This window comes from Streptococcus cristatus (assembly GCF_019685515.1).
Classification (GTDB): domain Bacteria; phylum Bacillota; class Bacilli; order Lactobacillales; family Streptococcaceae; genus Streptococcus.
Window position 1 is genome coordinate 35,425 of record NZ_JABFFN010000001.1, and the last position, 24,017, is coordinate 59,441.

Below are 24,017 nucleotides of genomic sequence, written 5' to 3' on the forward strand. Positions count from 1 at the left end.
CTAATACTAGAAAGAAGGAATGGTACGTATGAGAAAAAAAACAATTGGCGAGGTTCTACGTTTAGCTAGAATTAACCAGGGATTGAGTTTAGAAGAATTGCAGGAAAAAACTGAAATTCAGTTGCATTTTCTAGAAGCTATGGAGGCAGATGATTTTGATCAACTTCCTAGTACTTTCTACGCTCGTTCTTTTTTAAGAAAATATGCTTGGGCAGTAGAGTTAGATGAAAGAATTGTACTGGATGCCTATGATTCAGGTAGTATGATCACCTATGAAGAGGTCGATGTTGATGAAGAAGACCTGTCTGGTCGTAGACGATCAAATAAGAAAAAAACGTCTTATCTCCCTTTGTTTTATTTTGTGTTATTTGCTTTGTCGATTTTAATTTTTGTGACTTACTATGTCTGGAACTACATCCAAACTCAGCCAAGTCCTTCTTCTGCAAATTATAGTGTTGTGAGCTCAACTAGTTCCACAACCTCAACTAGTTCATCTTCTAGTAGTCAGACGTCTAGTTCATCTTCTACTACGGAATCAACTATTACAGTGTCAGGCGAAGGAAACCGCATTGAAGCTCTCTATAAAACGAGTAAGGAAACAGCTACTGTTCAGCTGGCAGTTTCAGATACGACTAGCTGGGTTAGTGTTTCGGGAAGTGAGTTGGAAGGTGGTGTGACACTATCCACAGACAATAAGAATGCAAAAACAACAGTCTCAACGAAAGATTCTGTAACTATTACTTTGGGTGTGGTAAAGGGAGTTACTTTGACTGTGGACAATCAAACAATCGATACCTCGAAGCTGACAACTCAGACTGGAACTGTAACACTTACATTCACTACAGATTAAGGAAGAACCAATGAAAAAAGAACAAATCCCTAATGTATTAACAATTGGTAGAATTCTCTTTATACCTCTCTTTATTCTTATTTTGACTTTGGGCCATTCACAAGGCAGTCATTTGCTGGCAGCGATCATCTTTGCAGTTGCTAGTATAACGGATTATCTTGATGGCTACCTTGCTCGTAAATGGAATGTAGTCAGCAATTTTGGAAAGTTTGCTGATCCGATGGCCGATAAGCTATTGGTTATGTCAGCTTTTATCATGTTGATTGAGTTAGGTATGGTTCCAGCTTGGGTTGTTGCTATTATCATCTGTCGTGAACTTGCGGTGACAGGCTTGCGTTTGTTGCTTGTTGAGACGGGTGGAACGGTTCTGGCGGCAGCAATGCCAGGGAAAATCAAGACCTTTAGTCAGATGTTTGCCATTATCTTTTTGCTCTTACATTGGAATTTAATTGGTCAGCTGTTGCTTTATATAGCTTTGTTTTTCACTATCTACTCTGGCTATGATTATTTCAAGGGTAGCGCTCATGTATTCAAAGGGACATTTGGTTCGAAATGAAATCGATTATTGAAGTAAAAGATCTGTCTTTTCGTTACAAAGAAGACCAGGATCATTATGATGTTAATAATGTCTCGTTTCACGTGAAACGGGGAGAATGGCTTTCGATTGTAGGTCATAATGGGAGTGGGAAGTCAACAACTATCCGTTTGATTGATGGCTTGCTCGAAGCAGAGTCTGGGGAAATCTGGATAGATGGGCAATTGCTGTCCTCTGAGAATGTTTGGGACTTGCGTCGTCAAATTGGTATGGTTTTTCAAAATCCAGATAATCAATTTGTGGGGGCAACTGTTGAAGATGATGTCGCCTTTGGCTTAGAAAATCAGGGACTTCCTCGAGAAGAAATGAAGAAGAGAGTGGCTGAATCTTTGGAGTTGGTAGGTATGCTGGACTTTAAGAAGAGAGAACCAGCTCGTTTATCTGGTGGACAAAAACAACGGGTGGCTATTGCAGGAGTTGTTGCCTTGAGACCTGCTATTTTAATTCTGGACGAGGCTACAAGTATGTTGGATCCTGAGGGACGCAGCGAACTGATTCAGACAGTTCAAGAGATTCGAAAAGATCACCAGATGACAGTCGTCTCCATTACACATGATTTAGAGGAAGTTGCGATGAGTGACCGTGTCTTAGTCATGAAAAAAGGCCAAGTGGAGTCAACCAGTAGCCCAAGAGAACTTTTTTCTCGGGATGACCTTGACCAGATAGGGTTAGATGAGCCTTTTGCTAATCAATTGAAAGAATCTTTGAGAGAGACTGGTTATCAGTTGCCGGATGGCTATTTGACAGAAGGAGAGCTAGAGGACAAGTTATGGGAATTACTCTAGAAAATGTGAGCTTTACTTATCAAGAGGGGACCCCCCTATCTTCATCAGCCTTGACTGATGTTTCCTTGACGATTGAGGACGGCTCCTATACAGCTTTAGTAGGGCACACAGGTAGTGGGAAATCAACGATTTTACAGCTTTTAAATGGCTTACTGGTACCAAGTAGGGGTTCTGTTCGAGTTTTTGATACCGTCATTACCCCTACATCAACCAATAAAGAAATTCGTCAGATTCGAAAGCAAGTTGGTCTAGTGTTTCAATTTGCTGAAAATCAGATTTTCGAAGAGACTGTTTTGAAAGATGTTGCATTTGGACCGCAAAATTTTGGAGTTTCTGAGGAAGAGGCCAAGAAAATTGCGCGTGAAAAGTTAGCCTTGGTAGGTATCGATGAGTCACTCTTTGAGCGCAGTCCTTTTGAACTTTCGGGTGGCCAAATGAGACGTGTGGCTATAGCAGGTATGCTGGCCATGGAGCCAACTGTCTTGGTTTTGGATGAGCCGACAGCAGGGCTAGATCCTTTGGGCAGAAAAGAATTGATGACCTTGTTTAAAGAACTCCACCTTTCTGGAATGACAATCGTCTTGGTAACGCATTTGATGGATGATGTAGCTGCATATGCTGATCAGGTCTATGTTATGGAAAAGGGGCGTTTGGTCAAAAGTGGCAAACCGTGCGAAGTTTTCCAAGATGTAGCCTCTATGGAAAAAGTACAGTTAGGTGTGCCTAAAATCACAGCCTTTTGTAAACGTTTGGCAGATAGGGGTGTAGCTTTTAAAAAACTGCCAATCAAGATAGAGGAGTTTAAGGAGTCGCTAAATGGATAGTATGATTTTAGGGCGTTATATACCGGGGGATTCCATCATTCATCGTTTGGATCCACGTAGTAAATTGCTTGCCATGATTCTGCTGATTTTGATTGTATTTTGGGCCAATAATCCTCTCACCAATCTCATTCTGTTTATAGCGACAGGTATATTTATCGCTTTGTCAGGCGTTTCTCTCTCATTTTTCGTTCAGGGATTAAAATCCATGTTCTTCCTGATTGCTTTTACAACTCTTTTTCAGCTTTTTTTCATTTCGAGTGGAAATGTCCTATTTGAGTTTTCTTTTATAAGAATAACGGATTATGCTTTGCAACAAGCAGGAATCATTTTCTGTCGTTTTGTGTTGATTATTTTCTTTTCAACCTTGCTAACCTTAACGACCATGCCTTTGAGTCTGGCAGCTGCAGTTGAAGCTCTTTTAGCACCGCTGAAACGCGTGAAAGTTCCCGTTCATGAAATTGGTCTGATGTTATCAATGAGTTTGCGTTTTGTTCCAACTTTGATGGATGACACGACGAGAATTATGAATGCTCAAAAAGCCCGTGGAGTTGACTTTGGTGAAGGTAGCATCGTTCAAAAAGTAAAGGCTATGATTCCAATTTTAATTCCTCTTTTTGCGACGAGCTTAAAGCGTGCAGATTCATTGGCAATAGCCATGGAAGCACGTGGCTATCAGGGAGGAAAGGGTAGAAGTCAGTATAGACAGTTGAGATGGAGTCAAAAGGATACACTGGTAATTCTTGTGATTTTGGTACTGGGATGTTTCTTATTTTTCTTAAAATCTTAGCAGGTTTGTAGGATTGATAAGAAGTTCACAGTAGCAGGTTTTTAGTATAAAGGTAGGAATATGAACCGTTTTAAAAAATCAAAATATCTAATCATCGTTTTTGTCACAGTTCTGGCAGTTTCTGTACTATTAGTGACAACCTATTCAAGCGCTATTGTGACGAAACTAGGAGATGGGATTTCCTTAGTAGATAGAATTGTTCAAAAACCTTTTCAGTGGTTTGATACTTTCAAATCAGATTTGGGACATTTGGCACGGACTTACAATGAAAACGAAAGTCTAAAAAAACAGCTCTATCAACTAGAGGTAGAATCTAATCAATCAGAAAGTTTAAAAAATGAAAATGAACAACTACGTCAGTTGCTGGATATGAAGTCAAAATTGCAGGCTACAAAAAACATAGCAGCAGATGTAATTACGCGTTCACCGGTATTTTGGAAGCAAGAGTTAACGATAGATGCAGGAAGTTCAAAGGGTGCTTCTGAAAATATGTTGGCCATTGCAAATGGGGGCTTGATTGGCAGTGTTTCAAAAGTGGAGGATCATTCAACGACTGTCAACCTATTGACAAATACCGAAAATTCGGATAAAATTTCCGTTAAAATCTTGCATGGTTCTACTGAAATTTACGGAATTATCGTTGGTTATGACAAAGAAACCGAACTTCTTAAAATTAGTCAATTAAACAGTAACAACGACATTAGTGCCGGAGATAGGGTGACTACAGGGGGGCTTGGAAACTTTAATGTTAAGGATATTCCTGTTGGAGAGGTTGTTGCTACAACTCATAGCAGTGATTATCTAACACGAGAGGTAACAGTAAAGTTAAGTGCTGATACTAAAGATCTTCATGTGGTAGAGTTAGTGGGGAATTAGCAATGAGACTGTTAAAACAAGTTGGTATTTTCTTTTTACTTCCTTTTCTTGTGCTAATTGATGCACATATTGGTCAATTAGTAGAATCCTTTTATCCACATTTTCACTTAGCCAGTCATTTCCTGTTTTTATTTCTCTTGTTTGAGACAATTGAGGTATCAGAATACTTCTATCTAGCTTATTGCTGTATGGCAGGTTTGGTGTACGATATCTATTTTTTCCACTTGATAGGAATTGCGACACTTTTATTTATCTTGATAGGTGCCTCACTTCACAAGTTTAATAGTGTGACTTTGTTGAACCGTTGGACGAGAATGTTAACAATAGTTGTGATGAGCTTCCTATTTGACATGGGTAGTTATCTCCTGGCCCTTGCTATGGGACTGACAGTAGAATCAATGCCAGTTTTCATTGTCTACAGTCTTGTCCCATCAATGATTTTAAACTTTTTGTGGATGGTGATTTTCCAGTATATTTTTGAAAAATATTATCTATAAGAAAGAAATAAAAATGTAACAAAGGCGTAATATTTATTATGTCTTTTTTTGGTATACTAGTAATGTCTTAAATAGAAGGAGTATCTACACAATATGAAGAAAAAAATCTTAGCGTCACTTTTATTAAGTACAGTATTAGTGTCTCAAGTGGCGGTGTTAACAACTGTTCACGCTGAAACAACTGATGAAAAAATTGCTGCTCAAGATAGTAAGATTAGTGACTTGACGGCTCAACAAAAAGAAGCTCAAAAACAGGTAGATGAAATCCAAACGCAAGTTACAGCCATTCAAACACAGCAAACAAACTTGCAAGCTGAAAATGAAACACTACAAGCGGAATCTAAAAAACTTGAAGGAGAAATTACAGAGCTCTCTAAGAACATTGTTGCACGTAATGAATCTTTGGAAAAACAAGCACGTAGCGCACAAACAAACGGTGCTGCAACTAGCTATATCAATACAATTGTAAATTCAAAATCAATTACAGAGGCTATTTCCCGTGTTGCGGCTATGAGTGAGATTGTATCGGCTAACAACAAAATGTTAGAGCAACAAAAAGCTGATAAAAAATCAATCTCAGAAAAACAAGTTGCAAATAATGAAGCAATCAATACTGTCATTGCGAACCAACAAACGCTTGCTGACGATGCACAAACATTGACAACAAAACAGGCGGAGTTAAAAGTTGCTGAGTTGAACCTTGCTGCAGAGAAAGCTACTGCAGAAGGCGAGAAAGCTACCTTATTGGAACAAAAAGCAGCAGCAGAGGCAGAAGCGAAAGCAGCAGCTGAAGCAGAGGCAGCTTATAAAGCACGTCAAACAAGTCAACAACAATCAATTGTTGCTTCTGGAAACACAAGTTTCTCAGCTCAAGTGCAAGCAACATCTACATCAGCGTCAGCATCAGCATCAGCATCTGACGACGAGGACTCAAGCTACACTCCAGCACCTACTCCGACTCCTACTAGACAACGTCCAACATACAGTACAAATGCTTCAAGTTATCCAACTGGTGAATGTACTTGGGGAGCTAAAACATTAGCACCTTGGGCTGGAGATTACTGGGGTAACGGAGCACAGTGGGCTACAAGTGCAGCAGCTGCAGGTTTCCGTACTGGTTCTCAACCACAAGTTGGTGCGATTGCATGTTGGAATGATGGTGGCTATGGACACGTAGCGGTTGTTACAGCAGTTTCATCATCAACTAGCATTCAAGTATCAGAATCAAACTATGGTGGAGATCGTACAATCGGTAACAAACGTGGATGGTTCAACCCAACTACAACATCTGAAGGTTATGTTACTTACATTTATCCAAACTAATGAATGAAACGAAGAGGCTCGATTTGAGTCTCTTTTATTATTTTTAATCGAGAGTAAGACAGAAATCCATCAAAATCACTTGAAAATATCGCTAAAATGTGGTAGAATGAAACTTGTCGTGTAAACGATAATACTCATTCTTGATGAATTGTGAAACTGTTGCCCTCGGGTCGTTTTGCAAGTTGAAATCAAGAAGAGGAAAAAAACAAAAAGGAGAAATACTCATGGCAGTAATTTCAATGAAACAACTTCTTGAGGCTGGTGTACACTTTGGTCACCAAACTCGTCGCTGGAACCCTAAGATGGCTAAGTACATCTTCACTGAACGTAACGGAATCCACGTTATCGACTTGCAACAAACTGTAAAATACGCTGACCAAGCATACGACTTCATGCGTGATGCTGCAGCTAACGATGCAGTTGTATTGTTTGTTGGTACTAAGAAACAAGCTGCTGATGCTGTTAAGGAAGAAGCAGAACGTTCAGGTCAATACTACATCAACCACCGTTGGTTGGGTGGAACTCTTACTAACTGGGGAACTATCCAAAAACGTATTGCTCGTTTGAAAGAAATCAAACGCATGGAAGAAGAAGGAATCTTTGATGTTCTTCCTAAGAAAGAAGTTGCACTTCTTAACAAACAACGTGCACGTCTTGAAAAATTCTTGGGTGGTATCGAAGACATGCCTCGTATCCCAGATGTAATGTACGTAGTTGACCCACATAAAGAACAAATCGCTGTTAAAGAAGCTAAAAAATTGGGAATCCCAGTTGTAGCGATGGTTGACACAAACACTGATCCAGACGATATCGATGTAATCATCCCAGCTAACGATGATGCTATCCGCGCGGTTAAATTAATCACAGCTAAATTGGCTGACGCTATCATCGAAGGACGTCAAGGCGAAGACGCGACAGCAGTTGAAGCTGAATTTGCAGCTTCAGAAGCTCAAGCTGATTCAATCGAAGAAATCGTTGAAGTTGTAGAAGGCGACAACGCTTAATTCAAATAAGTAATCATTACCTAGGAGGGCGGGGCTTAGCCCGGCTCTCCTATTTTTAAAAAATATAGGAGAATCAAAATGGCAGAAATTACAGCTAAACTTGTTAAAGAGTTGCGTGAAAAATCTGGTGCTGGTGTTATGGACGCTAAGAAAGCATTGGTTGAAGTTGAAGGTGATATCGAAAAAGCAATCGAATTGCTTCGCGAAAAAGGTATGGCTAAGGCAGCTAAGAAAGCTGACCGTGTTGCAGCTGAGGGTTTGACTGGTGTATTTGTTAACGGTAACGTTGCAGCAGTAGTTGAAGTAAATGCTGAAACTGACTTCGTTGCAAAAAATGCTCAATTCGTTGAGTTGGTAAATGCTACAGCTAAAGTAATTGCTGAAGGAAAACCAGCTAACAACGAAGAAGCTCTTGCCTTGACAATGCCTTCAGGTGAAACTCTTGAAGCAGCCTATGTATCTGCAACAGCTACAATCGGTGAAAAAATCTCATTCCGTCGTTTTGCTTTGCTTGAAAAAACAGATGCACAACACTTTGGAGCATACCAACACAATGGTGGACGTATCGGTGTTATCTCTGTCATCGAAGGTGGAGATGAGGCACTTGCTAAACAAATCTCAATGCATATCGCTGCGATGAAACCAACAGTTCTTTCTTACAAAGAATTGGATGAGCAGTTCGTTAAAGATGAGTTGGCACAATTGAACCACGTGATTGACCAAGATAATGATAGCCGTGCAATGGTTGGTAAACCAGCTCTTCCACACTTGAAATATGGATCAAAAGCTCAATTGACTGATGAAGTGATTACTCAAGCTGAAGAAGATATCAAAGCTGAATTGGTTGCAGAAGGCAAACCCGAAAAAATCTGGGACAAAATCATCCCAGGTAAAATGGATCGCTTCATGCTTGACAACACTAAAGTTGACCAAGCATACACACTTCTTGCACAAGTCTACATCATGGATGACAGTAAGACAGTTGAAGCTTACCTTGAATCAGTAAATGCTTCAGTAGTTGAGTTCGCTCGCTTTGAAGTTGGTGAAGGTATCGAAAAAGCTGCAAATGATTTTGAAGCTGAAGTTGCAGCTACAATGGCAGCAGCTTTGAATAACTAAAGAATCTGAGACAAAAAAGCTAGAGATTTCTAATTGCGGAATTCTAGCTTTTTAATTTTGACTCCTTCTCTTATTGTATTTTAAGAGGTTATTGGCCATGAGTACGAATCCCATGTCAATTCTCACTTGACGCTTACCTCTCAGATCACATCTCAGATCACATCTCTTGTAACCCCAACAAGCCTTTATCCGCCCCAAAACTTTGTTTTAGAGAATAGGCTCTATATGAGTATATAAAAAGCCCTTTAATAAGGGCTAAGTGCATTTAGGAGACTACACTTCAAATTCATAGAGTGCTGTAGACAGATAACGTTCACCGTTATCTGGTGCTAAAGCAAGGACTTTCTTCCCTATACCTAATTTCTTGGCAACCTCAATTGCCCCGTAAATTGCTGCAGCTGAAGAAATCCCAACAAGGAATCCTTCTTTTCCACCAATCTCACGGCCAAGTGCGAGAGCATCGTCTGATGTTACACGGACGATACCATCATAGGCCTTTGTATCAAGTGTATCAGGAATAAATCCAGCTGAGATACCTTGAATTTTGTGAGGGCCAGGTTTTTCTCCAGACAGAATAGCTGACTCGTCTGCCTCAACTGCAAAAACTTGAATACTTGAATTTGCTGTTTTGAGCGCATGAGAAACACCTGAGATTGTTCCACCAGTTCCGACACCACCCACAAAGGCATCTAGTCCATCAGAACCGAAAGCAGCCAGTATTTCAGCTCCTGTTGTTCTTTCGTGTACTTCTGGGTTAGCTGGGTTATTAAATTGGAGTGGAAGGAAGCCGTCACGTTCAGCAGCGATTTCCTGAGCTTTAGCAATAGCTCCTTTCATTCCTTCGCTACCAGGAGTGAGGACGAGTTCAGCACCATAAGCTTGGATGATCTTACGTCGTTCCACACTCATCGTTTCAGGCATGACGATAACAACTTTATATCCTTTAGCAGCACCAACCCAAGAAAGTCCGATTCCAGTATTCCCACTTGTTGCTTCAACAATAGTAGCACCGGGTTTTAGAATGCCATCTTGTTTCGCTTTTTCAATCATGCTAAGGGCAATACGGTCTTTTACTGACGATCCAGGGTTAAAAGCTTCAAGTTTTACATAAACATCTGCAGCACCCTCTGGAACGATATTGTTGAGTTTAACAATTGGAGTTTGACCGATTAGTTCAGTAATATTATTGTAGATAGTCATAGATATACCTCTTTGTATAAGATGATACTAGTATAACGTGCTCTAGGCTATTTGTAAAATATAGAAATCCTATCGAAGTGATAGGATTTTTTTATATCAAAGCTCTAAGCCATTAATTTTTAATCGATTGTGATAAGCCAATTCTAGTAAATAGGTATAAAGGGGAAGGATATCTGTTTTCTTAGGAAATTCAAATTTGTGGTAACTAAAATGCTTTAGAAAGACATTTTCTAAATAAGTGATCGTAATCTCACTATCATCTATACCTGCTCCCGCAGTTTCCATTTCAACGTTAACAATGTTCATCAAAAAGAGTGACTTAACAGACATCTTGCGACCAGTAGCACCCTGCTTATCTGTAAAGATGATACGGATATTTGTAAAGATGATTGAATCACGAATAAGTTTATACCCGCTTTGAATTTCTTCGTTTTCTAGTAGGTATTGACCATATTCTTTGATAAGAGCTTCTTTGTTTTCCTCGCTAAAGTTTCCAGCAAGCCCTTGAATAAATTTTCCAAACGCCATGTATTTCTCTTTTATTTACACTAAGTTTACAGGAACTTCAACTTCTCGTAAACCTTGATCCGTTAAAGTAACCTTCCCATTAAAGAACTTAACAAGAGCAGCCTTGATATTTTCTTTCTCTTCTTTATCAACATAAATTATAGTATCAATTTGATCTGTAAAGTTTGTCTCGATTTCCGTGAGTTTATGTTCCCTAAGGAAATTGCCATATTCTTGATACTGAGCGTAGGACATCTGAATGGCTATACCAGCCTGCTCTTTGATTTCAATAATGCCTATTTCTTTGACAGCTAAGGCTACGCTTCCTGCATAAGCGCGGATCAAACCACCAGCTCCTAGTTTAATTCCCCCAAAGTAGCGTGTAACCACTACGCAGACATTCGTAAGATTATGATTTTCTAAGACGCCAAGCATAGGGACTCCAGCAGTACCACTGGGCTCGCCATCATCACTCGTACGCTTAATCTCACTGCGTTCCCCTACAATAAAAGCAGAGCAGTTATGGGTGGCTTTGTAGTGTTCTTTTTTGATAGCAGTGATAAAGTCACGAGCCTCTTCTTCACTATAAACACGCTTTGCGTGACAGATAAAGCGTGATTTTTTGATTTCTTCTTGGACCTGCCCGTCCTCTTTAATTGTTCTAAATTCCATGATTTAATTGTACTAAAAAATTACCTAAAGTGCGAGATTTTTACGAATATTAAAGTATGAAAGTAAATCCAAATTACCTCGGTCGCTTGTTTACTGAGAAAGAATTAACTGAAGAAGAACGACAGGTAGCAGTGAAACTGCCAGCAATGATAAAAGAGAAGGGGAAACTGTTTTGTCAACGTTGTAATAGTACGATTCTAGAAGAATGGCATTTGCCTATAGGTGCTTACTATTGTAGGGAGTGTTTATTGATGAAGAGAGTCAGGAGTGATCAAGCTTTATACTATTTTCCGCAGGAAGATTTTCCTAAGCAAGATGTTCTCAAATGGCGTGGCCAGTTAACACCTTTTCAAGAGAAGGTGTCAGAGGGACTGATTCGAGCAGTAGAAAAGAAAGAGCCAACTTTAGTTCACGCTGTAACAGGAGCTGGAAAGACAGAGATGATTTATCAAGTTGTGGCCAAAGTGATTGATGAAGGTGGTGCAGTGTGTTTAGTAAGTCCTCGAATAGATGTTTGCTTGGAGTTATATAAGCGACTGCAGAATGACTTTGCTTGTGATATAGCACTACTTCATGGTGAGTCAGAACCCTATTTTCGAACACCACTAGTTGTTGCAACGACTCATCAGCTGTTAAAATTTTATCATGCTTTTGACTTGCTGATAGTGGATGAAGTAGATGCCTTCCCTTATGTTGACAATCAAATGCTTTACCATGCTGTAAAGAATAGTGTAAAGGAGAATGGCATGAGAATCTTTTTAACAGCTACATCTACTGATGAGTTAGATAAGAAAGTTCGAATAGGAGAGTTAAAAAGGCTAAGCTTGCCGAGACGGTTTCATGGAAATCCTTTGATTATTCCTAAACCTGTCTGGTTATCAGATTTTAATCGCTGTTTAGAGAAAAGTCAGTTGTCATCTAAGTTAAAGACCTACATTGAGAAACAGAGAAGAACAGGTTATCCATTGCTTATTTTTGCATCTGAGATTAAGAAAGGTGAAAAACTAAAAGAAATACTACAGGTGCATTTCCCGAATGAGAATATCGGTTTTGTATCTTCTGTGACAGAAGACCGATTAGAGCAAGTGCAAGCTTTTCGAGATGGAGAACTAACAATACTGATCAGTACGACAATATTGGAACGCGGGGTTACCTTCCCTTGTGTGGATGTTTTCGTAGTAGAAGCTAATCATCATCTCTTTACCAAGTCTAGTTTGATTCAGATTGGTGGGCGAGTTGGGCGTAGTATGGACAGACCAACTGGTGAGTTGCTCTTCTTTCATGATGGATTAAATACTTCCATCAAAAAGGCAATCAAGGAAATCAAGCAGATGAACATGGAGGCAGATTTATGAACTGTTTATTATGTGGACAGACTACCAAGTGTAAGCTGACTTTTAGTAGTCTCTTCCTTTTGAAGGATGACTGCAGTTATCTTTGCTTAGCTTGTGCTTCTAGTTTTGAGAAGATTGGTGAGAAATATTGTCCAAACTGTATGAAAACAGGGGTGTCAACTCAGTGTCAAGATTGTAAACTTTGGTGTAAAGAAGGAGTGCAGGTTGATCATAAGGCGATTTTTACCTATAATCAAGCTATGAAAGACTTTTTCAGTCAATATAAGTTTGATGGCGATTTTTTGCTTAGAAAAGTTTTTGCTTCCGTTCTTGCTGAGGAGCTGAAACAGTATAGAGGTTATCAATTTGTTGTAATTCCCCTAAGTCCTGTAAGATTGCTTGAGAGGGGATTCAACCAGGTTGAAGGATTGGTTGAGGCGGCAGGATTTTCTTTTCAAGATTTACTAGGGAAAAGAGAAGAGAAAGCAAGTTCTTCTAAGAATCGCTCAGAACGATTAGCTACTGAAATTCCATTTTTTATTAAAGATGGAATTACACTTCCTAAGAAGATTTTGCTGATTGATGACATCTATACAACAGGGGCAACTGTCAATCGTGTGAAGCGTCTTTTTGAAGAAGCAGGAGCTTTGGATGTTAAAACTTTTTCCCTTGTAAGATGAGGAAAAAATTTGCAAAATGAAAATGAAAGCGCTATAATATAGTTAGAAAAACAAAAATGTTTAGAAAGAAGGTACTTATATGATTAAATATAGTATCCGTGGTGAAAACCTAGAAGTAACAGAAGCGATTCGTGATTATGTAGTTTCTAAACTCGAAAAGATCGAAAAGTATTTTCAACCTGAGCAAGAGTTGGATGCACGTGTGAATTTGAAAGTTTACCGTGAAAAAACAGCAAAAGTTGAAGTAACAATTCCACTTGGATCTATTACTCTTCGTGCAGAAGATGTTTCTCAAGATATGTATGGTTCTATCGATCTTGTAACAGATAAAATTGAACGTCAGATTTGTAAAAATAAAACTAAAATCGAACGTAAGAATAAAAATAAAGTTGCGACAAGTCAACTCTTTACAGATGCTCTAGTTGAAGATGCAGATGTTGTGCAACCCAAAGTCGTTCGTTCAAAACAAATTGATTTGAAGCCAATGGATTTAGAAGAAGCGCTTCTTCAAATGGATTTATTGGGACATGATTTCTTTATCTATGTAGATGTAGAAGATCAAACAACAAATGTTTTGTATCGCCGTGAAGATGGTGAAGTTGGTTTACTAGAAGTCAAAGAATCATAAAATTGAAATAACAAAAAAAGTGGTTTACTGATTTGTAAACCACTTTTTCTTATGAGGAAATAAGTAAAAAAAACGAGGGAATCCTTGATTAAACAGCCAGATAAACAGCCAGAATCGCCCCTATAATCTGAACTTATAGGGGTGTTTATATTTATTAAGTAGACAAAATAATACCCCAAGGGATAGAATGGGGTTGTCAACAAATAGCGAACACAAAAATGTAAGCGCTATTATAACAAATAAAGGAGTCATGACTATGGCAACAAAAGAAGAAATTTTACGCGAACTATATCCTGAGGACCTTTTTCACTATGCGGATGGTCTAACTTTGGGAGAAGCAGAGGTTTTACAAGAAACTCGCCGTTTGATTGAGAAACATCTCCGTCCGGTTATTAATGAATACTGGGAAAAACCTGATTTTCCTTTTGAAGAATTCTATGCTGTGGCTAAGGGCGCTCAAATTATGAACAATCCGAAATTGTTTGAGGGACGTGAGGGCAGCTGGAAACCTTCAGAACTATATATTGCTTTCTTGTATCTTGAACTTGCTCGCTTCGATGCTTCTATGGCAACATTCTACACCGTTCATGGCGGACTTTGCTACAACACAATTCTCTTGGGTGGTGATGAGCGTCAACAAAAAGAATTTCTTCCAAAACTAGCTGCATTTGATTGGCAAGGTTGCTTCGCTTTGACTGAACCTCTTTCAGGTTCTGATATTGCTGGAGGACTTGCAACTACTGCAGAACGTGTTGGAGACAAGTGGATTCTAAATGGTGAAAAACGCTGGATTGGTGGTTCAGATACTGCGGATGTCGTTCCTGTATTTGCTCGTGACGTTGCGGATGGCAAGGTGAAATGTTTCATCGTTCGTAAGGGAGCTCCGGGATATCATGCAGAACCAATTCCACATAAAATCGCTCTTCGTTGTGTCCGCAATGGCCATATCACCATGAAGAATGTGGAGGTTCCAGATTCAGACCGCTTGGTAAATATCAATGGTTTTGGTGATGTAGCCCGTATCTTGACCTTCACTCGTGCGGACGTTGCTCACATTGCTATGGGAGTAACTTGTGGATCATATGTTTCAGCACTTAAATATGCTAAAGATCGCGAACAGTTCAAACGTCCAATTGCCAAATTCCAAATTGTTCAAGAAAAATTGGCTCGCATGCAAGCAAATGCTGTAGCAGTTATTGCTTATTCAACTCGTATTGCTGAGATGCAAGAGAAAGGGAATGAATTGATGCTTAACTCTGCTCTTGCTAAGATGCACAATTCCTTGGTGATGCGTGAAACAGTTGCCCTTGCTCGTGAAACTTGCGGAGGTAATGGTATTACACTCGAAACAGACGTTGCACGTTTCTTTGCAGATGCTGAATCAATCTATACCTATGAAGGTTCACACGAAGTAAATGCCTTGATTGTTGGTCGTGAGATTACTGGACTAGGTGCCTTTGTTTAATGTCAGGAGGACGATTGAAGGATTTCTGTTCAATCGTTCTTGCTTCATGCAATGGATTTTTGTAAAATAAGAAGGAGAAAATAATGATATCTAAGGTGATGATTATTGGTTCTGGTCAAATGGGAAGCGGAATTGCTCAAGTATTTGCTCAGGCTGGTTTTACAGTTTACTTAAACGATATTAAAGAAGAATTTGTTCAAAGAGGCTTGAATAATATCACAAAACAATTGGAACGTTCAGTTGAAAAAGGACGGATGTCTGCGGATGAGAAGGATCAGGTATTGGCCAATTTGCTTCCATCTATTTCATATGAAGATGCGAAACAAGTCCAATTGGTGATTGAAGCTGCAACTGAGAACCGTGAGATTAAGTTGAATATTTTCAAACAATTGGATGAATTGACAGATCCTAAAACTATCTTAGCATCAAACACATCCTCTTTGTCAATCACGGATATAGCTGCTGCTACTAAACATCAGGAGCGCGTGATTGGAATGCACTTCTTTAATCCTGCACCAATCATGAAACTTGTAGAGGTTATTAAGGCCTTGCAGACTTCAGAAGAAGTGGTTCAGACGGTTCGTGAACTGACAGTGAAAATTGGTAAAACACCAGTTGATGTTAAAGATTCTTATGGTTTTGTTGTGAACAGAATTTTGATTCCTATGATCAATGAAGCTATTTACATTCTAGGTGAAGGAGTGGCTAGCGCCGAAGAAATCGATGAAGCGATGAAACTTGGTGCAAATCATCCTATTGGACCTTTGGCTCTTGCTGACTTGATTGGATTGGATGTTTGTTTGGCTATTATGGGCGTCCTAAACCAAGGGTTTGGCGATCAAAAATACCGTCCTGCCCCTCTTCTTAAGAAAATGGTCGAAGCAGGAAAATTGGGACGGAAGACAAAAGAAGGTTTCTTTACTTACTAGACACTGATGGAGGTAGTCATGAAAGACGTAGTTATTGTTTCGGCAGTGCGAACTCCTTTAGGTTCCTTTGGCGGGAGCTTGAAGAATGTTTCTGCTGTTGATTTGGGATCTTTAGTAATTAAGAGTGCTTTGGAAAAAGCGAATATTAAACCAGAGCAGGTAGATGAAGTGATTATGGGGAATGTCCTAGGCGCAGGTTTAGGTCAAAACGTGGCTCGCCAAATGAGTATTCATGCTGGACTTCCTGAATTTACACCAGCCTTTACCATTAACAAGGTTTGTGGTTCCGGTTTGAAGGCAGTGCAGTTAGCTGCTCAAGCGATTCAGTGCGGAGACGCAGATATTGTTGTGGCTGGTGGTGCAGAAAACATGAGCCAGGCTCCATATGTTTTGCCAAGCTTCCGTTGGGGTGGCCGTATGGGAGATTCGAAAGTGGTAGATACCATGATTAAGGACGGTTTGTCTGATGCCTTTAACGAATACCATATGGGGATTACAGCTGAGAATGTGGCAGAAGAATATGGTATTAGCCGGGATGATCAAGATGCGCTTGCTTTGGAATCACAAAAACGAGCAGTGGCGGCTATAGAATCTGGACGCTTTAAGGAAGAGATTGTTCCGGTGGTCATTCCTCAACGTAAAGGCGATCCTATCGTCTTTGATACAGATGAATTTCCTAGAAAAGATGCTAGCTTGGAGAGTCTGTCTAAGCTGCGTCCTGTTTTCAAAAAAGACGGTTCTGTTACAGCGGGAAATGCCTCAGGTATCAATGACGGGGCGGCGGCTGTCTTGGTCATGAGTGCTGAAAAAGCTGAAGAATTAGGACTTCCAGTCATTGCGCGCATTCGTTCGTATGCAAGTGCAGGTTTGGATCCTAAGATTATGGGATGTGGACCGATTTATGCGACCCGTAAAGCTCTTGAAAAAGGTAATTTGACAGTTGATGATCTTGACTTGATCGAGTCAAATGAAGCCTTTGCTGCTCAGGCTTGTGCGGTCGGGAAAACACTTGGTTTCAATACCGATATTGTCAATGTCAATGGTGGCGCGATTGCTCTTGGTCACCCAATTGGGGCTTCAGGTTGCCGTATCCTAGTGACTCTGGTACATGAGATGATGAAACGTGATGCTAAAACTGGTTTAGCTACTCTCTGTATCGGAGGAGGGATGGGAACAGCCCTCATCGTTGAACGTTAGTTATTAGAAAACTGAACGTCATTTCCTCTTTTTCAATATTACGATTACAAAATGAGATTTTGATCCGATCTCATAGTTACATACCTTATCAAGTGTCTTTCTCTAAAAGGGCTTGATAAGGTATTTTTATTTTTCCTAAGACTTTAAGGATGGATTGGACGACAACATCCTATAATCTGGACTTATAGGTCTATAAATAAAGATTAAGTAGACGGATGGGAAAAAAAGGTTTATGATGAAAATGTAAGCTCTTACATTTTGTGTTGGTATTTGTTGACGCTGTACTCTGTACTCAAAATAAATCAAGTAGGAGCAGAACAATGAGTAAAACTGTTTTATTAGAGGTTAAGAAAGGTCTTGGTTATCTAACAATTAACCGTCCATCGGCTTTGAACGCTTTAAGTTCAGAAGTCTTAAAGGATTTGAATCTCGCTTTAGACCAGATTGAAGCAAGCGAGGACATTCGTGTTGTCATTGTGACCGGTCAAGGAGAGAAAGCATTTGTCGCGGGAGCAGACATTAAAGAGATGGACCAAATGTCTCCAATTCAGGCTCATGAATACATGACCTATGCGAACGACACCTTTACCCGCTTATCTGAATTGACTCAGCCAACTATTTCAGTATTGAATGGTTATGCTTTGGGAGGCGGTTTAGAATTAGCTCTTTCAACTGATATCCGAATCGGCTATGACAAGACAATGGTTGGCTTCCCTGAAGTCGGCTTGGGAATCATTCCTGGTTTTGCAGGTACCCAAAGAATGTCTCGTTTGATTGGTACTAGTAAAACAAAGGAATTAATCTTCACTGCTAGAATGGTTAAAGGACAGGAAGCATATGATCTTGGAATTCTTAACAAGTTGGTATCAGCAGAAGAACTATTGCCTGCGGCAGAAGAGCTAGCAGCAGCGATTATGAAAAATGCACCGCTAGCAGTTGAAAAAGCTAAACATATTATCCAAGTTGGCTCAGAACTCCCTCTGAAAAATGCTATTCGTTTGGAAACAGAAGCGGAAGCTCTACTCTTCTCAACAGAAGATAAGGTAGAAGGAATGCGCGCTTTTGTTGAAAAACGCAAAGCTGTCTTTCAACGTAAATAAGAGAGGAGATAGGTTATGAAAGTTGTAACATTGTCTGAAGCTATTTCCTTGATTCATTCAGGAGATAAAGTTGGTATTTCTGGATTTCTTGGAGTGGGAGAACCATTTGAGTTAATTGAGGAACTAGTTCGTCAAAACCAGCAAGATTTGACCTTGGTGTCTGTTGTAACCTCTCAACCAGGTAAGGAAGTTGGAGTTGGTCGTCTTTGTGAAAATCATCAGGTTACAAAGTATATTGCGGCCCATGTAGGAACATCTGCTGCTGCTCAGCATGATTATTTCTCAGGAACCATGAAAGTGGAGTTCACTCCGATGGGAACTGTCGTAGAACGCTTACATGCTGCAGGTGCAGGTCTTGGAGCAGTTTTAACGCCAACAGGTGTAGGAACAATTCTTGAAGATGAGCACGAAAAAGTAACTCGAAATGGAAAAGAATATTTGATTTATGATCCATTGAAAATCGATGTTGCCTTGATTAAAGCTACTAAGGCGGATAAGTATGGCAACCTTTATATAGATGGGACTACTAAAAACATCTCTCTTCAACTCGCTCTAGCGGCTGACACAGTCATTGTTGAGACAAACGAGTTGGTTGAAGTCGGGGAAATTGATCCAAATGATATTTACATCCCTGGTATCCTAGTTGACTATGTCGTTCAAGGATTGACACCACAAGAGCATCATCAGATGATGGGAGACTTGTGGACAGAGACAAAAAAACTGGCGGGGGTGAAGTAAAATGAAAGCAAAAGAAATTATCGCAAGACGTGTAGCGCTTGAATTTAAAGATGGAGATGTGGTCAATCTTGGATTTGGGATTCCAAACGCTTCTGCTGATTATATTCCGGAAGGAGTAAATGTTATTTTGCAGGCAGAAAATGGCGCCCTTCGATTTGGAGAAACACCAACTAAGGACACCTATAATGCCAATTTAGCGAACTCTGGTGGAGCTCCTATCACATTGTTGCCCGGAGCAGCCTTGTTTGATCTACAAACTTCCTTTGCCATTATTCGTGGTGGACACGTGGATGCAACCGTTCTGGGAGCGCTAGAAGTCAGCCAAGATGGTAGCATTGCGAACTGGATTATCCCAGGGAAATTTGCTCCTGGTATGGGTGGCGCAATGGACTTATTGGTAGGTGCTAAGCGTGTAATCGGGGCTATTCAACACACAACTGCTGATGGGGAATCCAAGTTGTTGAAAGAATGTACCTTGCCACTTTCAGCTAAGGGAGTGTTAGATCTCGTTATTACTGATTTAGCTGTTTTTGGATTCAAAGATGGTAAATTCTTATTGAAAGAGTTGGCTCCTGGTGTGACATTAGAAGAAGTTCTTGAAAAAACAGCTGGGGAAGTCATTGTCGCAGAAGACCTAAAAACAATGCCGATTTAAGCAAAAAAAGAGCTATTTTCTACTTAGTGTGTTATGATATAAACTAGATAGTATTGTAAGCGCTTTATATACAACGTTAAAATGAAGTATTCGAAATGTTATTTCGATAAAAAGTCAGTAGACAACTATCAAACACTAGAATAGTTGTCTAATTGACTTACTAAAATAGTGAAGGAAAGCTAGGTGATGGGTAAGTGGATATTATCCAAATGAACTATTTCATCAATATCATAGAATGCGGATGCAACCTTTCCATTGCTGCAAAGAAGATTCACATTAGTCAATCAGCCTTGAGTCAATTCGTGACAAATTTTGAAGCAGCTGAAGGGGTTCAATTATTCAATCGCAAGAATGGAAGATTAGAAAGTTTAACAGAGACGGGACGCAAAATTTATCGTTATGCGACCGAGATTGTGAATCGACATGAAGAAATGCTTTCCATGATCCATATAGAAGCTCAAAAGCAAAAGGGCACCATTAATCTTGGTATTCCGTCCTTGATTTTACGAGTTTATTTTGCTAGTGCTTTGCCTCATTTTCTGAAAAATAATCCTCATATCCATATCCAGGTTACGGAAGGTGGAGGGAAGGAAATTCGTCAAAAAATGGTTGATGGAGATTTGAATCTCTCTATTCTGATAGAGCCTACGAGCCTGGATGCTAAAAAATATGAACAACATATCATTCAATTGGATGAATACGTTGCTTATATGGATAAGGATCATCCGCTGGCTCAGAAAAGCTTGTTGGAATGGTCTGATATTGCTGGTTATGAATTGGCAACCTTCAACAAAACATTTACGACTTATGATTTAGTGACAGAAAAACTTCGTTCACAACGAATTGAGGCTAAATTTGCTTATCTTTCCTCTACTTGGGACTTCCTAGTTGAATCAACTCATCAGACAGATTTGATTGCTCTTTTACCAAGGCCGGTTGAATATTTTGTGGACAAGAGTCGTTTTAAGGCAGTTAGATTCAAGGATCCTATTCCATTTAATATTTGGTTTTGTAGACCCTATAAAAACTCCTACAATGAAGTAGAGTCTTATATATATGAAGAATTGTTGAAAGATTATTACCAACCGTTTTTTGACAACTAAGCTGAGGTGAATGTGATGACCTATAATGACGTGCTGGCGCGAGAATTGAAGGCAGACGTGAAAGTGTTGATTCGGGACTATTTCAAGTCTCGTGAGGATGAACAACAGTTCCCTAGAGAATTGCTTTATCAGTTTATTGAGCGATTTGATATCTTTTCCTTGCTTTTAGATAGTCAAGATTCTGTTTTGAGAACCGAGTTTTTGACCTTTATTCGCTTGATTTCAAAAGATTTCCCTGCTTTTTCTGCTGTTCTGCTAACTCAGGCATGTTATGGTATCTATCCTATTTTACGATATGGAAGTCAGGAACAAAAATCGCGTTATGTAGAACCATTAGTAAGGGGAGAAATCTTAGCTGGCTTGGGATTTTCCGAAGGAAAATTGATGGAAAGCTTGGAGGTTATTGCAACAACCGCAAGGAAAACAGAGGCAGGTTGGTCTTTAACTGGGAAAAAGTCAATTGTATCAAATTGCCGCTATACAGATATTTTGTTAATCTTAGCCAAGGTTCAGGAAACTAACGGAGAAGATGGATATGGATTTTTCATTGTTGATACGACTCGACCGGGGGTTGCTTTTGGAGATGATATAGCAAAACCTGGTTTACAGGGTTTACCTGTGAATTCGGTAACTTTTGACCAGGTCATATTGCCAGAAGATAGTCTGCTAGGATTGACCTTAAATGGGGAAACTCAGTTAAATGATATTATCAAAAAATTACAGCTAGGATTAAGCGCAATCTCTATTGGTATCTCTGAGGGAGCTTTTGAAACAGGTCTGGCTTTTGTAAAGGTCAAAAGAGGATTTGGGAAACGATTAATCGATGCGACAGTCTATCAATATCAATTTGCAGACTTGTATACTAAGCTGTGTGCGGCTGAATCTTACTTTGCCTCCTACAAGGACAGGATGAAGGCGGATTCTCTCTTTGTATCTCAGATAAAACTTTATACGACAAAAGTAGCAATTGAGATTTCTGAGGAAATTATTAGATTAATTGGACCTCTTCAAACCTTGGATGACATCCCCATAGACCGTTATCTAAAGGATGCCAAAACGATTGAAATCTATGGAAAATCTGGGGATTCGATTCGTAAAAGAATAGCAGCCCAATGGATAAAGGAGTAAAGCATGGCAGAACTCACCTTACAGGAATATCAATTTCATGATATGAAACTGACATGGCTACGTGGAGCCGATAAATTGACGGATGCAGGGACTCTTTTTGGTCCGGTTCCGAAAGTTGTGTGGTCTCGTTACTACCCAACAAATGATGCTAATATGATGGCAGAATTGACGGATCCTATTTTGATCCAGTACAAGGGTAAAAATTACTTGATAGATGCAAGTTTTGATACAGCAAAATTATCCGATAAACAAAGGCGTAACTTAGGAATCTTGTCTGAAAGTCGGGTAGAAGAAAGTTTAGCTCTTTTAGGACTATCGCCTGAAGACATTGACATCGTGCTGATGACACATATGCACCACGATCATTCTGGTGGCTTGACGTATGTGAATGATCAAGGGAAGCTGGTTTCCAAGTATCCAAACGCCAAGATTATTGTGAATGATGTCGAATGGTATGAGATGAGAAACCCTAATGATCGAACGCGGGGAACTTATCTGAGAGAAAATTGGGAACCGATTCAAGATCAGGTGACGACTTTCTTAGAGTATATCAATGTCATTCCAGAAATCCAAATGATTCACACAAGTGGTCACAGCAATGGCCACAGTATTATCTTGCTCAAACAGGGGAAAGATACGATGATCCATATGGGGGACTTGATGTTATCACATGTTCATCGGAATCCTCTCTGGGTTCCAGCAGTTGATGATTATCCTATGAAATCAATTTTAGCCAAAAAGAAGTGGTTGCGTCAGGCTTTTGAGAATCATTATAAGTTTTTCTTTTACCATGATCAATTTTTCGCGGTGGTAGAGTTTGACAAGGATGGGAAGGAATTTGTAGATTATGTTCTACGTTCTCGCCCCCCACTTATTCCTTTTACAGATCAGCAGGATCGTAAGCCAGACTTTTTAGGATAGCAGAATATGAGGAGACAAATATAACATTTTCTTGTTGACGGGGATATTGGTGCATCATGCATCCATTTGCCAACAAGAATCAACAGAAAATAAAAGGAGGACTCATATGTCAATTACAAAACTTTTACAGATTCAATATCCAATTTTCCAAGGGGCTATGGCTCAAATCTCACACTATCAACTAGCAGCAGCTGTTTCTGAGGCTGGAGGTCTGGGAATTATCGCTTCGGGTGGTATGACCGGAGAGCAGTTGCGAGAAGAAATTCGTGAACTGAGAAAGTTGACAGATAAGCCTTTTGGTGTCAACATCATGTTGATGATGAAAAATATCAAGGATATTGTGACCGTTATCATCGAAGAAAAGGTTCCAGTGGTAACTACAGGTGCAGGAACTCCTAAGCATATCATGCCTTACTTGAAAGAAGCAGGAATCAAGGTTATTCCAGTTATTGCCAGTGTCAAGCATGCTCAAAAAATGCAAGAATTGGGAGTTGATGCTGTAATCGCTGAAGGTTCAGAAGCTGGTGGCCATATTGGAGAGACCAATACAATGGCTCTTATCCCACAAATCGTTGATGCTGTAACGATTCCAGTCATTGCTGCAGGAGGTGTGGCAGATGGTCGTGGACTTGCTGCTGCGATTGCACTAGGTGCACAAGGAGTTCAAATGGGAACAGTTTTTCTTGCTTCAGAAGAATGCCCGATTTCTCCAGCCTATAAAGAAGCTATTTTGGCGGCAAGTGATACAGCGACTGCGGTTACAGGTCGCATCGCGGGAGCGCCAGTTCGTTGTATTCGCAATGAGATGACGGATCACTACATTGAATTAGAGCAGAAAGGTACAAACCGAGAGGAACTGGAAGAAATTACGATCGGTTCCCTATCTAAGGCTGTCTATGAAGGTGATACAGTTCATGGTTCAATGATGAGCGGACAAATTGCGGGTTTGGTGAAAGACATCAAACCATGTAAGACTATTTTAGAATCAATTGTGAAACAGGCGCAAGAGTGCCTACAAGACATTCGACTAGAATTAGGTGAATAATGTAATCTAGGTGGAAGATTCTGCACTGATGTGGAAAAAGGAGAGCGAGGCATTT

General features: G+C 39.8%; 26 protein-coding genes. 23 read left to right on the plus strand and 3 right to left on the minus strand.

Going from position 1 to position 24,017, the window contains the following annotated elements:
* Window positions 1-28: 28 nt before the first annotated feature.
* The 10 genes from rodZ (at window position 29) to tsf (ending at window position 8,660) form a co-directional block, all read left to right on the plus strand.
* Window positions 29-850: a cytoskeleton protein RodZ gene (gene rodZ / locus FOA33_RS00170; RefSeq protein ID WP_221160256.1), complete on the plus strand. Its 822-nt coding sequence runs from the start codon at window positions 29-31 to the stop codon at window positions 848-850.
* 10 nt (window positions 851-860) lie between these two features.
* On the plus strand, window positions 861-1,406 hold the full coding sequence (gene pgsA, locus FOA33_RS00175; protein ID WP_221160257.1) for a CDP-diacylglycerol--glycerol-3-phosphate 3-phosphatidyltransferase: 546 nt from the start codon (window positions 861-863) through the stop codon (window positions 1,404-1,406).
* Window positions 1,403-2,230 (plus strand): energy-coupling factor ABC transporter ATP-binding protein, encoded by an 828-nt coding sequence (locus FOA33_RS00180; protein WP_221160258.1) that lies wholly within the window; start codon window positions 1,403-1,405, stop codon window positions 2,228-2,230. Before pgsA ends, FOA33_RS00180 begins: the two co-directional genes overlap by 4 nt.
* Complete coding sequence (locus tag FOA33_RS00185) at window positions 2,215-3,054, plus strand: energy-coupling factor transporter ATPase (protein WP_221160259.1); 840 nt, start codon at window positions 2,215-2,217, stop codon at window positions 3,052-3,054. The genes FOA33_RS00180 and FOA33_RS00185 overlap by 16 nt, the downstream gene beginning before the upstream one ends.
* Window positions 3,047-3,841, plus strand: coding sequence for an energy-coupling factor transporter transmembrane component T family protein (locus FOA33_RS00190; RefSeq protein WP_221160260.1), 795 nt, complete (start codon window positions 3,047-3,049; stop codon window positions 3,839-3,841). Before FOA33_RS00185 ends, FOA33_RS00190 begins: the two co-directional genes overlap by 8 nt.
* 60 nt (window positions 3,842-3,901) lie before the next feature.
* Window positions 3,902-4,717 carry a rod shape-determining protein MreC gene (gene mreC / locus FOA33_RS00195; protein WP_221160261.1) on the plus strand — a complete coding sequence of 272 codons (816 nt, stop codon included), beginning with the start codon at window positions 3,902-3,904 and terminating at the stop codon, window positions 4,715-4,717.
* Between the two features lie 2 nt (window positions 4,718-4,719).
* The gene (mreD, locus tag FOA33_RS00200) at window positions 4,720-5,214 is read left to right on the plus strand and encodes a rod shape-determining protein MreD (protein ID WP_213988650.1); all 495 of its coding nucleotides are present in this window, start codon (window positions 4,720-4,722) and stop codon (window positions 5,212-5,214) included.
* A gap of 93 nt (window positions 5,215-5,307) precedes the next feature.
* The gene (gene pcsB, locus FOA33_RS00205) at window positions 5,308-6,537 is read left to right on the plus strand and encodes a peptidoglycan hydrolase PcsB (protein ID WP_221160262.1); all 1,230 of its coding nucleotides are present in this window, start codon (window positions 5,308-5,310) and stop codon (window positions 6,535-6,537) included.
* 224 nt (window positions 6,538-6,761) lie between these two features.
* Complete coding sequence (gene rpsB / locus FOA33_RS00210; protein ID WP_000268477.1) at window positions 6,762-7,541, plus strand: 30S ribosomal protein S2; 780 nt, start codon at window positions 6,762-6,764, stop codon at window positions 7,539-7,541.
* A 78-nt stretch (window positions 7,542-7,619) separates the two neighbouring features.
* Window positions 7,620-8,660 carry a translation elongation factor Ts gene (gene tsf, locus FOA33_RS00215; RefSeq protein ID WP_213988648.1) on the plus strand — a complete coding sequence of 347 codons (1,041 nt, stop codon included), beginning with the start codon at window positions 7,620-7,622 and terminating at the stop codon, window positions 8,658-8,660.
* A gap of 273 nt (window positions 8,661-8,933) precedes the next feature.
* On the opposite strand, the gene cysK is transcribed toward tsf, so the two are convergent.
* The 3 genes from cysK to FOA33_RS00230 all read right to left on the minus strand — a co-directional run bounded on the left by cysK (window position 8,934) and on the right by FOA33_RS00230 (window position 11,039).
* The gene (gene cysK, locus FOA33_RS00220; protein WP_221160263.1) at window positions 8,934-9,860 is read right to left on the minus strand and encodes a cysteine synthase A; all 927 of its coding nucleotides are present in this window, start codon (window positions 9,858-9,860) and stop codon (window positions 8,934-8,936) included.
* A gap of 96 nt (window positions 9,861-9,956) precedes the next feature.
* On the minus strand, window positions 9,957-10,388 hold the full coding sequence (locus tag FOA33_RS00225) for a PH domain-containing protein (protein WP_221160264.1): 432 nt from the start codon (window positions 10,386-10,388) through the stop codon (window positions 9,957-9,959).
* Window positions 10,389-10,403: 15 nt separating this feature from the next.
* Window positions 10,404-11,039, minus strand: a complete 636-nt coding sequence (locus FOA33_RS00230) for a YigZ family protein (protein ID WP_221160265.1) — start codon at window positions 11,037-11,039, stop codon at window positions 10,404-10,406.
* Between the two features lie 56 nt (window positions 11,040-11,095).
* Here FOA33_RS00230 and FOA33_RS00235 point away from each other — a divergent pair, with 56 nt between their 5' ends.
* The 13 genes from FOA33_RS00235 (at window position 11,096) to FOA33_RS00295 (ending at window position 23,962) form a co-directional block, all read left to right on the plus strand.
* Complete coding sequence (locus FOA33_RS00235) at window positions 11,096-12,394, plus strand: ATP-dependent helicase ComFA (RefSeq protein WP_221160266.1); 1,299 nt, start codon at window positions 11,096-11,098, stop codon at window positions 12,392-12,394.
* Window positions 12,391-13,053, plus strand: a complete 663-nt coding sequence (locus FOA33_RS00240; protein ID WP_221160267.1) for a ComF family protein — start codon at window positions 12,391-12,393, stop codon at window positions 13,051-13,053. Before FOA33_RS00235 ends, FOA33_RS00240 begins: the two co-directional genes overlap by 4 nt.
* Before the next feature lie 79 nt (window positions 13,054-13,132).
* A complete protein-coding gene (gene hpf, locus FOA33_RS00245; protein ID WP_221160268.1) occupies window positions 13,133-13,681 on the plus strand; it encodes a ribosome hibernation-promoting factor, HPF/YfiA family in 549 nt (182 codons plus the stop codon).
* 256 nt (window positions 13,682-13,937) lie between these two features.
* The gene (gene fadE, locus FOA33_RS00250) at window positions 13,938-15,146 is read left to right on the plus strand and encodes an acyl-CoA dehydrogenase FadE (protein WP_084911147.1); all 1,209 of its coding nucleotides are present in this window, start codon (window positions 13,938-13,940) and stop codon (window positions 15,144-15,146) included.
* 80 nt (window positions 15,147-15,226) lie between these two features.
* Window positions 15,227-16,075, plus strand: a complete 849-nt coding sequence (locus tag FOA33_RS00255) for a 3-hydroxybutyryl-CoA dehydrogenase (protein ID WP_221161274.1) — start codon at window positions 15,227-15,229, stop codon at window positions 16,073-16,075.
* Window positions 16,076-16,093: 18 nt separating this feature from the next.
* Window positions 16,094-17,272 (plus strand): acetyl-CoA C-acetyltransferase, encoded by a 1,179-nt coding sequence (locus tag FOA33_RS00260; RefSeq protein ID WP_000656061.1) that lies wholly within the window; start codon window positions 16,094-16,096, stop codon window positions 17,270-17,272.
* 320 nt (window positions 17,273-17,592) lie between these two features.
* On the plus strand, window positions 17,593-18,372 hold the full coding sequence (locus FOA33_RS00265; protein WP_221160269.1) for an enoyl-CoA hydratase-related protein: 780 nt from the start codon (window positions 17,593-17,595) through the stop codon (window positions 18,370-18,372).
* Window positions 18,373-18,387: 15 nt separating this feature from the next.
* Entirely contained in the window at window positions 18,388-19,110 is a 723-nt protein-coding gene (locus FOA33_RS00270; RefSeq protein ID WP_000869891.1) for a CoA transferase subunit A, read from the plus strand.
* Window position 19,111: 1 nt separating this feature from the next.
* A complete protein-coding gene (locus FOA33_RS00275) occupies window positions 19,112-19,765 on the plus strand; it encodes a 3-oxoacid CoA-transferase subunit B (protein ID WP_000644732.1) in 654 nt (217 codons plus the stop codon).
* A gap of 194 nt (window positions 19,766-19,959) precedes the next feature.
* Window positions 19,960-20,868 carry a LysR family transcriptional regulator gene (locus FOA33_RS00280; protein WP_221160270.1) on the plus strand — a complete coding sequence of 303 codons (909 nt, stop codon included), beginning with the start codon at window positions 19,960-19,962 and terminating at the stop codon, window positions 20,866-20,868.
* A 15-nt stretch (window positions 20,869-20,883) separates the two neighbouring features.
* Window positions 20,884-21,996 (plus strand): acyl-CoA dehydrogenase family protein, encoded by a 1,113-nt coding sequence (locus tag FOA33_RS00285; protein WP_221160271.1) that lies wholly within the window; start codon window positions 20,884-20,886, stop codon window positions 21,994-21,996.
* 3 nt (window positions 21,997-21,999) lie between these two features.
* On the plus strand, window positions 22,000-22,917 hold the full coding sequence (locus tag FOA33_RS00290) for an MBL fold metallo-hydrolase (protein ID WP_221160272.1): 918 nt from the start codon (window positions 22,000-22,002) through the stop codon (window positions 22,915-22,917).
* Window positions 22,918-22,981: 64 nt separating this feature from the next.
* Window positions 22,982-23,962, plus strand: coding sequence for a nitronate monooxygenase (locus FOA33_RS00295; protein WP_268700433.1), 981 nt, complete (start codon window positions 22,982-22,984; stop codon window positions 23,960-23,962).
* Window positions 23,963-24,017: the final 55 nt, after the last annotated feature.

What these genes read in the sequence shown, in the direction of transcription:
- FOA33_RS00180 (WP_221160258.1), top strand. Translation starts at nt 1,403, where the DNA reads ATGAAATCGATTATTGAAGTAAAAGATCTGTCTTTTCGTTACAAAGAA.
- FOA33_RS00185 (WP_221160259.1), top strand. Translation starts at nt 2,215, where the DNA reads ATGGGAATTACTCTAGAAAATGTGAGCTTTACTTATCAAGAGGGGACC.
- FOA33_RS00265 (WP_221160269.1), top strand. Translation starts at nt 17,593, where the DNA reads ATGAGTAAAACTGTTTTATTAGAGGTTAAGAAAGGTCTTGGTTATCTA.
- FOA33_RS00285 (WP_221160271.1), top strand. Translation starts at nt 20,884, where the DNA reads ATGACCTATAATGACGTGCTGGCGCGAGAATTGAAGGCAGACGTGAAA.
- cysK (WP_221160263.1), bottom strand. Translation starts at nt 9,860, where the DNA reads ATGACTATCTACAATAATATTACTGAACTAATCGGTCAAACTCCAATT.
- tsf (WP_213988648.1), top strand. Translation starts at nt 7,620, where the DNA reads ATGGCAGAAATTACAGCTAAACTTGTTAAAGAGTTGCGTGAAAAATCT.
- fadE (WP_084911147.1), top strand. Translation starts at nt 13,938, where the DNA reads ATGGCAACAAAAGAAGAAATTTTACGCGAACTATATCCTGAGGACCTT.
- FOA33_RS00225 (WP_221160264.1), bottom strand. Translation starts at nt 10,388, where the DNA reads ATGGCGTTTGGAAAATTTATTCAAGGGCTTGCTGGAAACTTTAGCGAG.
- FOA33_RS00270 (WP_000869891.1), top strand. Translation starts at nt 18,388, where the DNA reads ATGAAAGTTGTAACATTGTCTGAAGCTATTTCCTTGATTCATTCAGGA.
- hpf (WP_221160268.1), top strand. Translation starts at nt 13,133, where the DNA reads ATGATTAAATATAGTATCCGTGGTGAAAACCTAGAAGTAACAGAAGCG.
- FOA33_RS00275 (WP_000644732.1), top strand. Translation starts at nt 19,112, where the DNA reads ATGAAAGCAAAAGAAATTATCGCAAGACGTGTAGCGCTTGAATTTAAA.
- FOA33_RS00235 (WP_221160266.1), top strand. Translation starts at nt 11,096, where the DNA reads ATGAAAGTAAATCCAAATTACCTCGGTCGCTTGTTTACTGAGAAAGAA.
- FOA33_RS00260 (WP_000656061.1), top strand. Translation starts at nt 16,094, where the DNA reads ATGAAAGACGTAGTTATTGTTTCGGCAGTGCGAACTCCTTTAGGTTCC.
- mreD (WP_213988650.1), top strand. Translation starts at nt 4,720, where the DNA reads ATGAGACTGTTAAAACAAGTTGGTATTTTCTTTTTACTTCCTTTTCTT.
- FOA33_RS00290 (WP_221160272.1), top strand. Translation starts at nt 22,000, where the DNA reads ATGGCAGAACTCACCTTACAGGAATATCAATTTCATGATATGAAACTG.
- mreC (WP_221160261.1), top strand. Translation starts at nt 3,902, where the DNA reads ATGAACCGTTTTAAAAAATCAAAATATCTAATCATCGTTTTTGTCACA.
- rpsB (WP_000268477.1), top strand. Translation starts at nt 6,762, where the DNA reads ATGGCAGTAATTTCAATGAAACAACTTCTTGAGGCTGGTGTACACTTT.
- FOA33_RS00240 (WP_221160267.1), top strand. Translation starts at nt 12,391, where the DNA reads ATGAACTGTTTATTATGTGGACAGACTACCAAGTGTAAGCTGACTTTT.
- rodZ (WP_221160256.1), top strand. Translation starts at nt 29, where the DNA reads ATGAGAAAAAAAACAATTGGCGAGGTTCTACGTTTAGCTAGAATTAAC.
- pcsB (WP_221160262.1), top strand. Translation starts at nt 5,308, where the DNA reads ATGAAGAAAAAAATCTTAGCGTCACTTTTATTAAGTACAGTATTAGTG.
- FOA33_RS00230 (WP_221160265.1), bottom strand. Translation starts at nt 11,039, where the DNA reads ATGGAATTTAGAACAATTAAAGAGGACGGGCAGGTCCAAGAAGAAATC.
- FOA33_RS00190 (WP_221160260.1), top strand. Translation starts at nt 3,047, where the DNA reads ATGGATAGTATGATTTTAGGGCGTTATATACCGGGGGATTCCATCATT.
- pgsA (WP_221160257.1), top strand. Translation starts at nt 861, where the DNA reads ATGAAAAAAGAACAAATCCCTAATGTATTAACAATTGGTAGAATTCTC.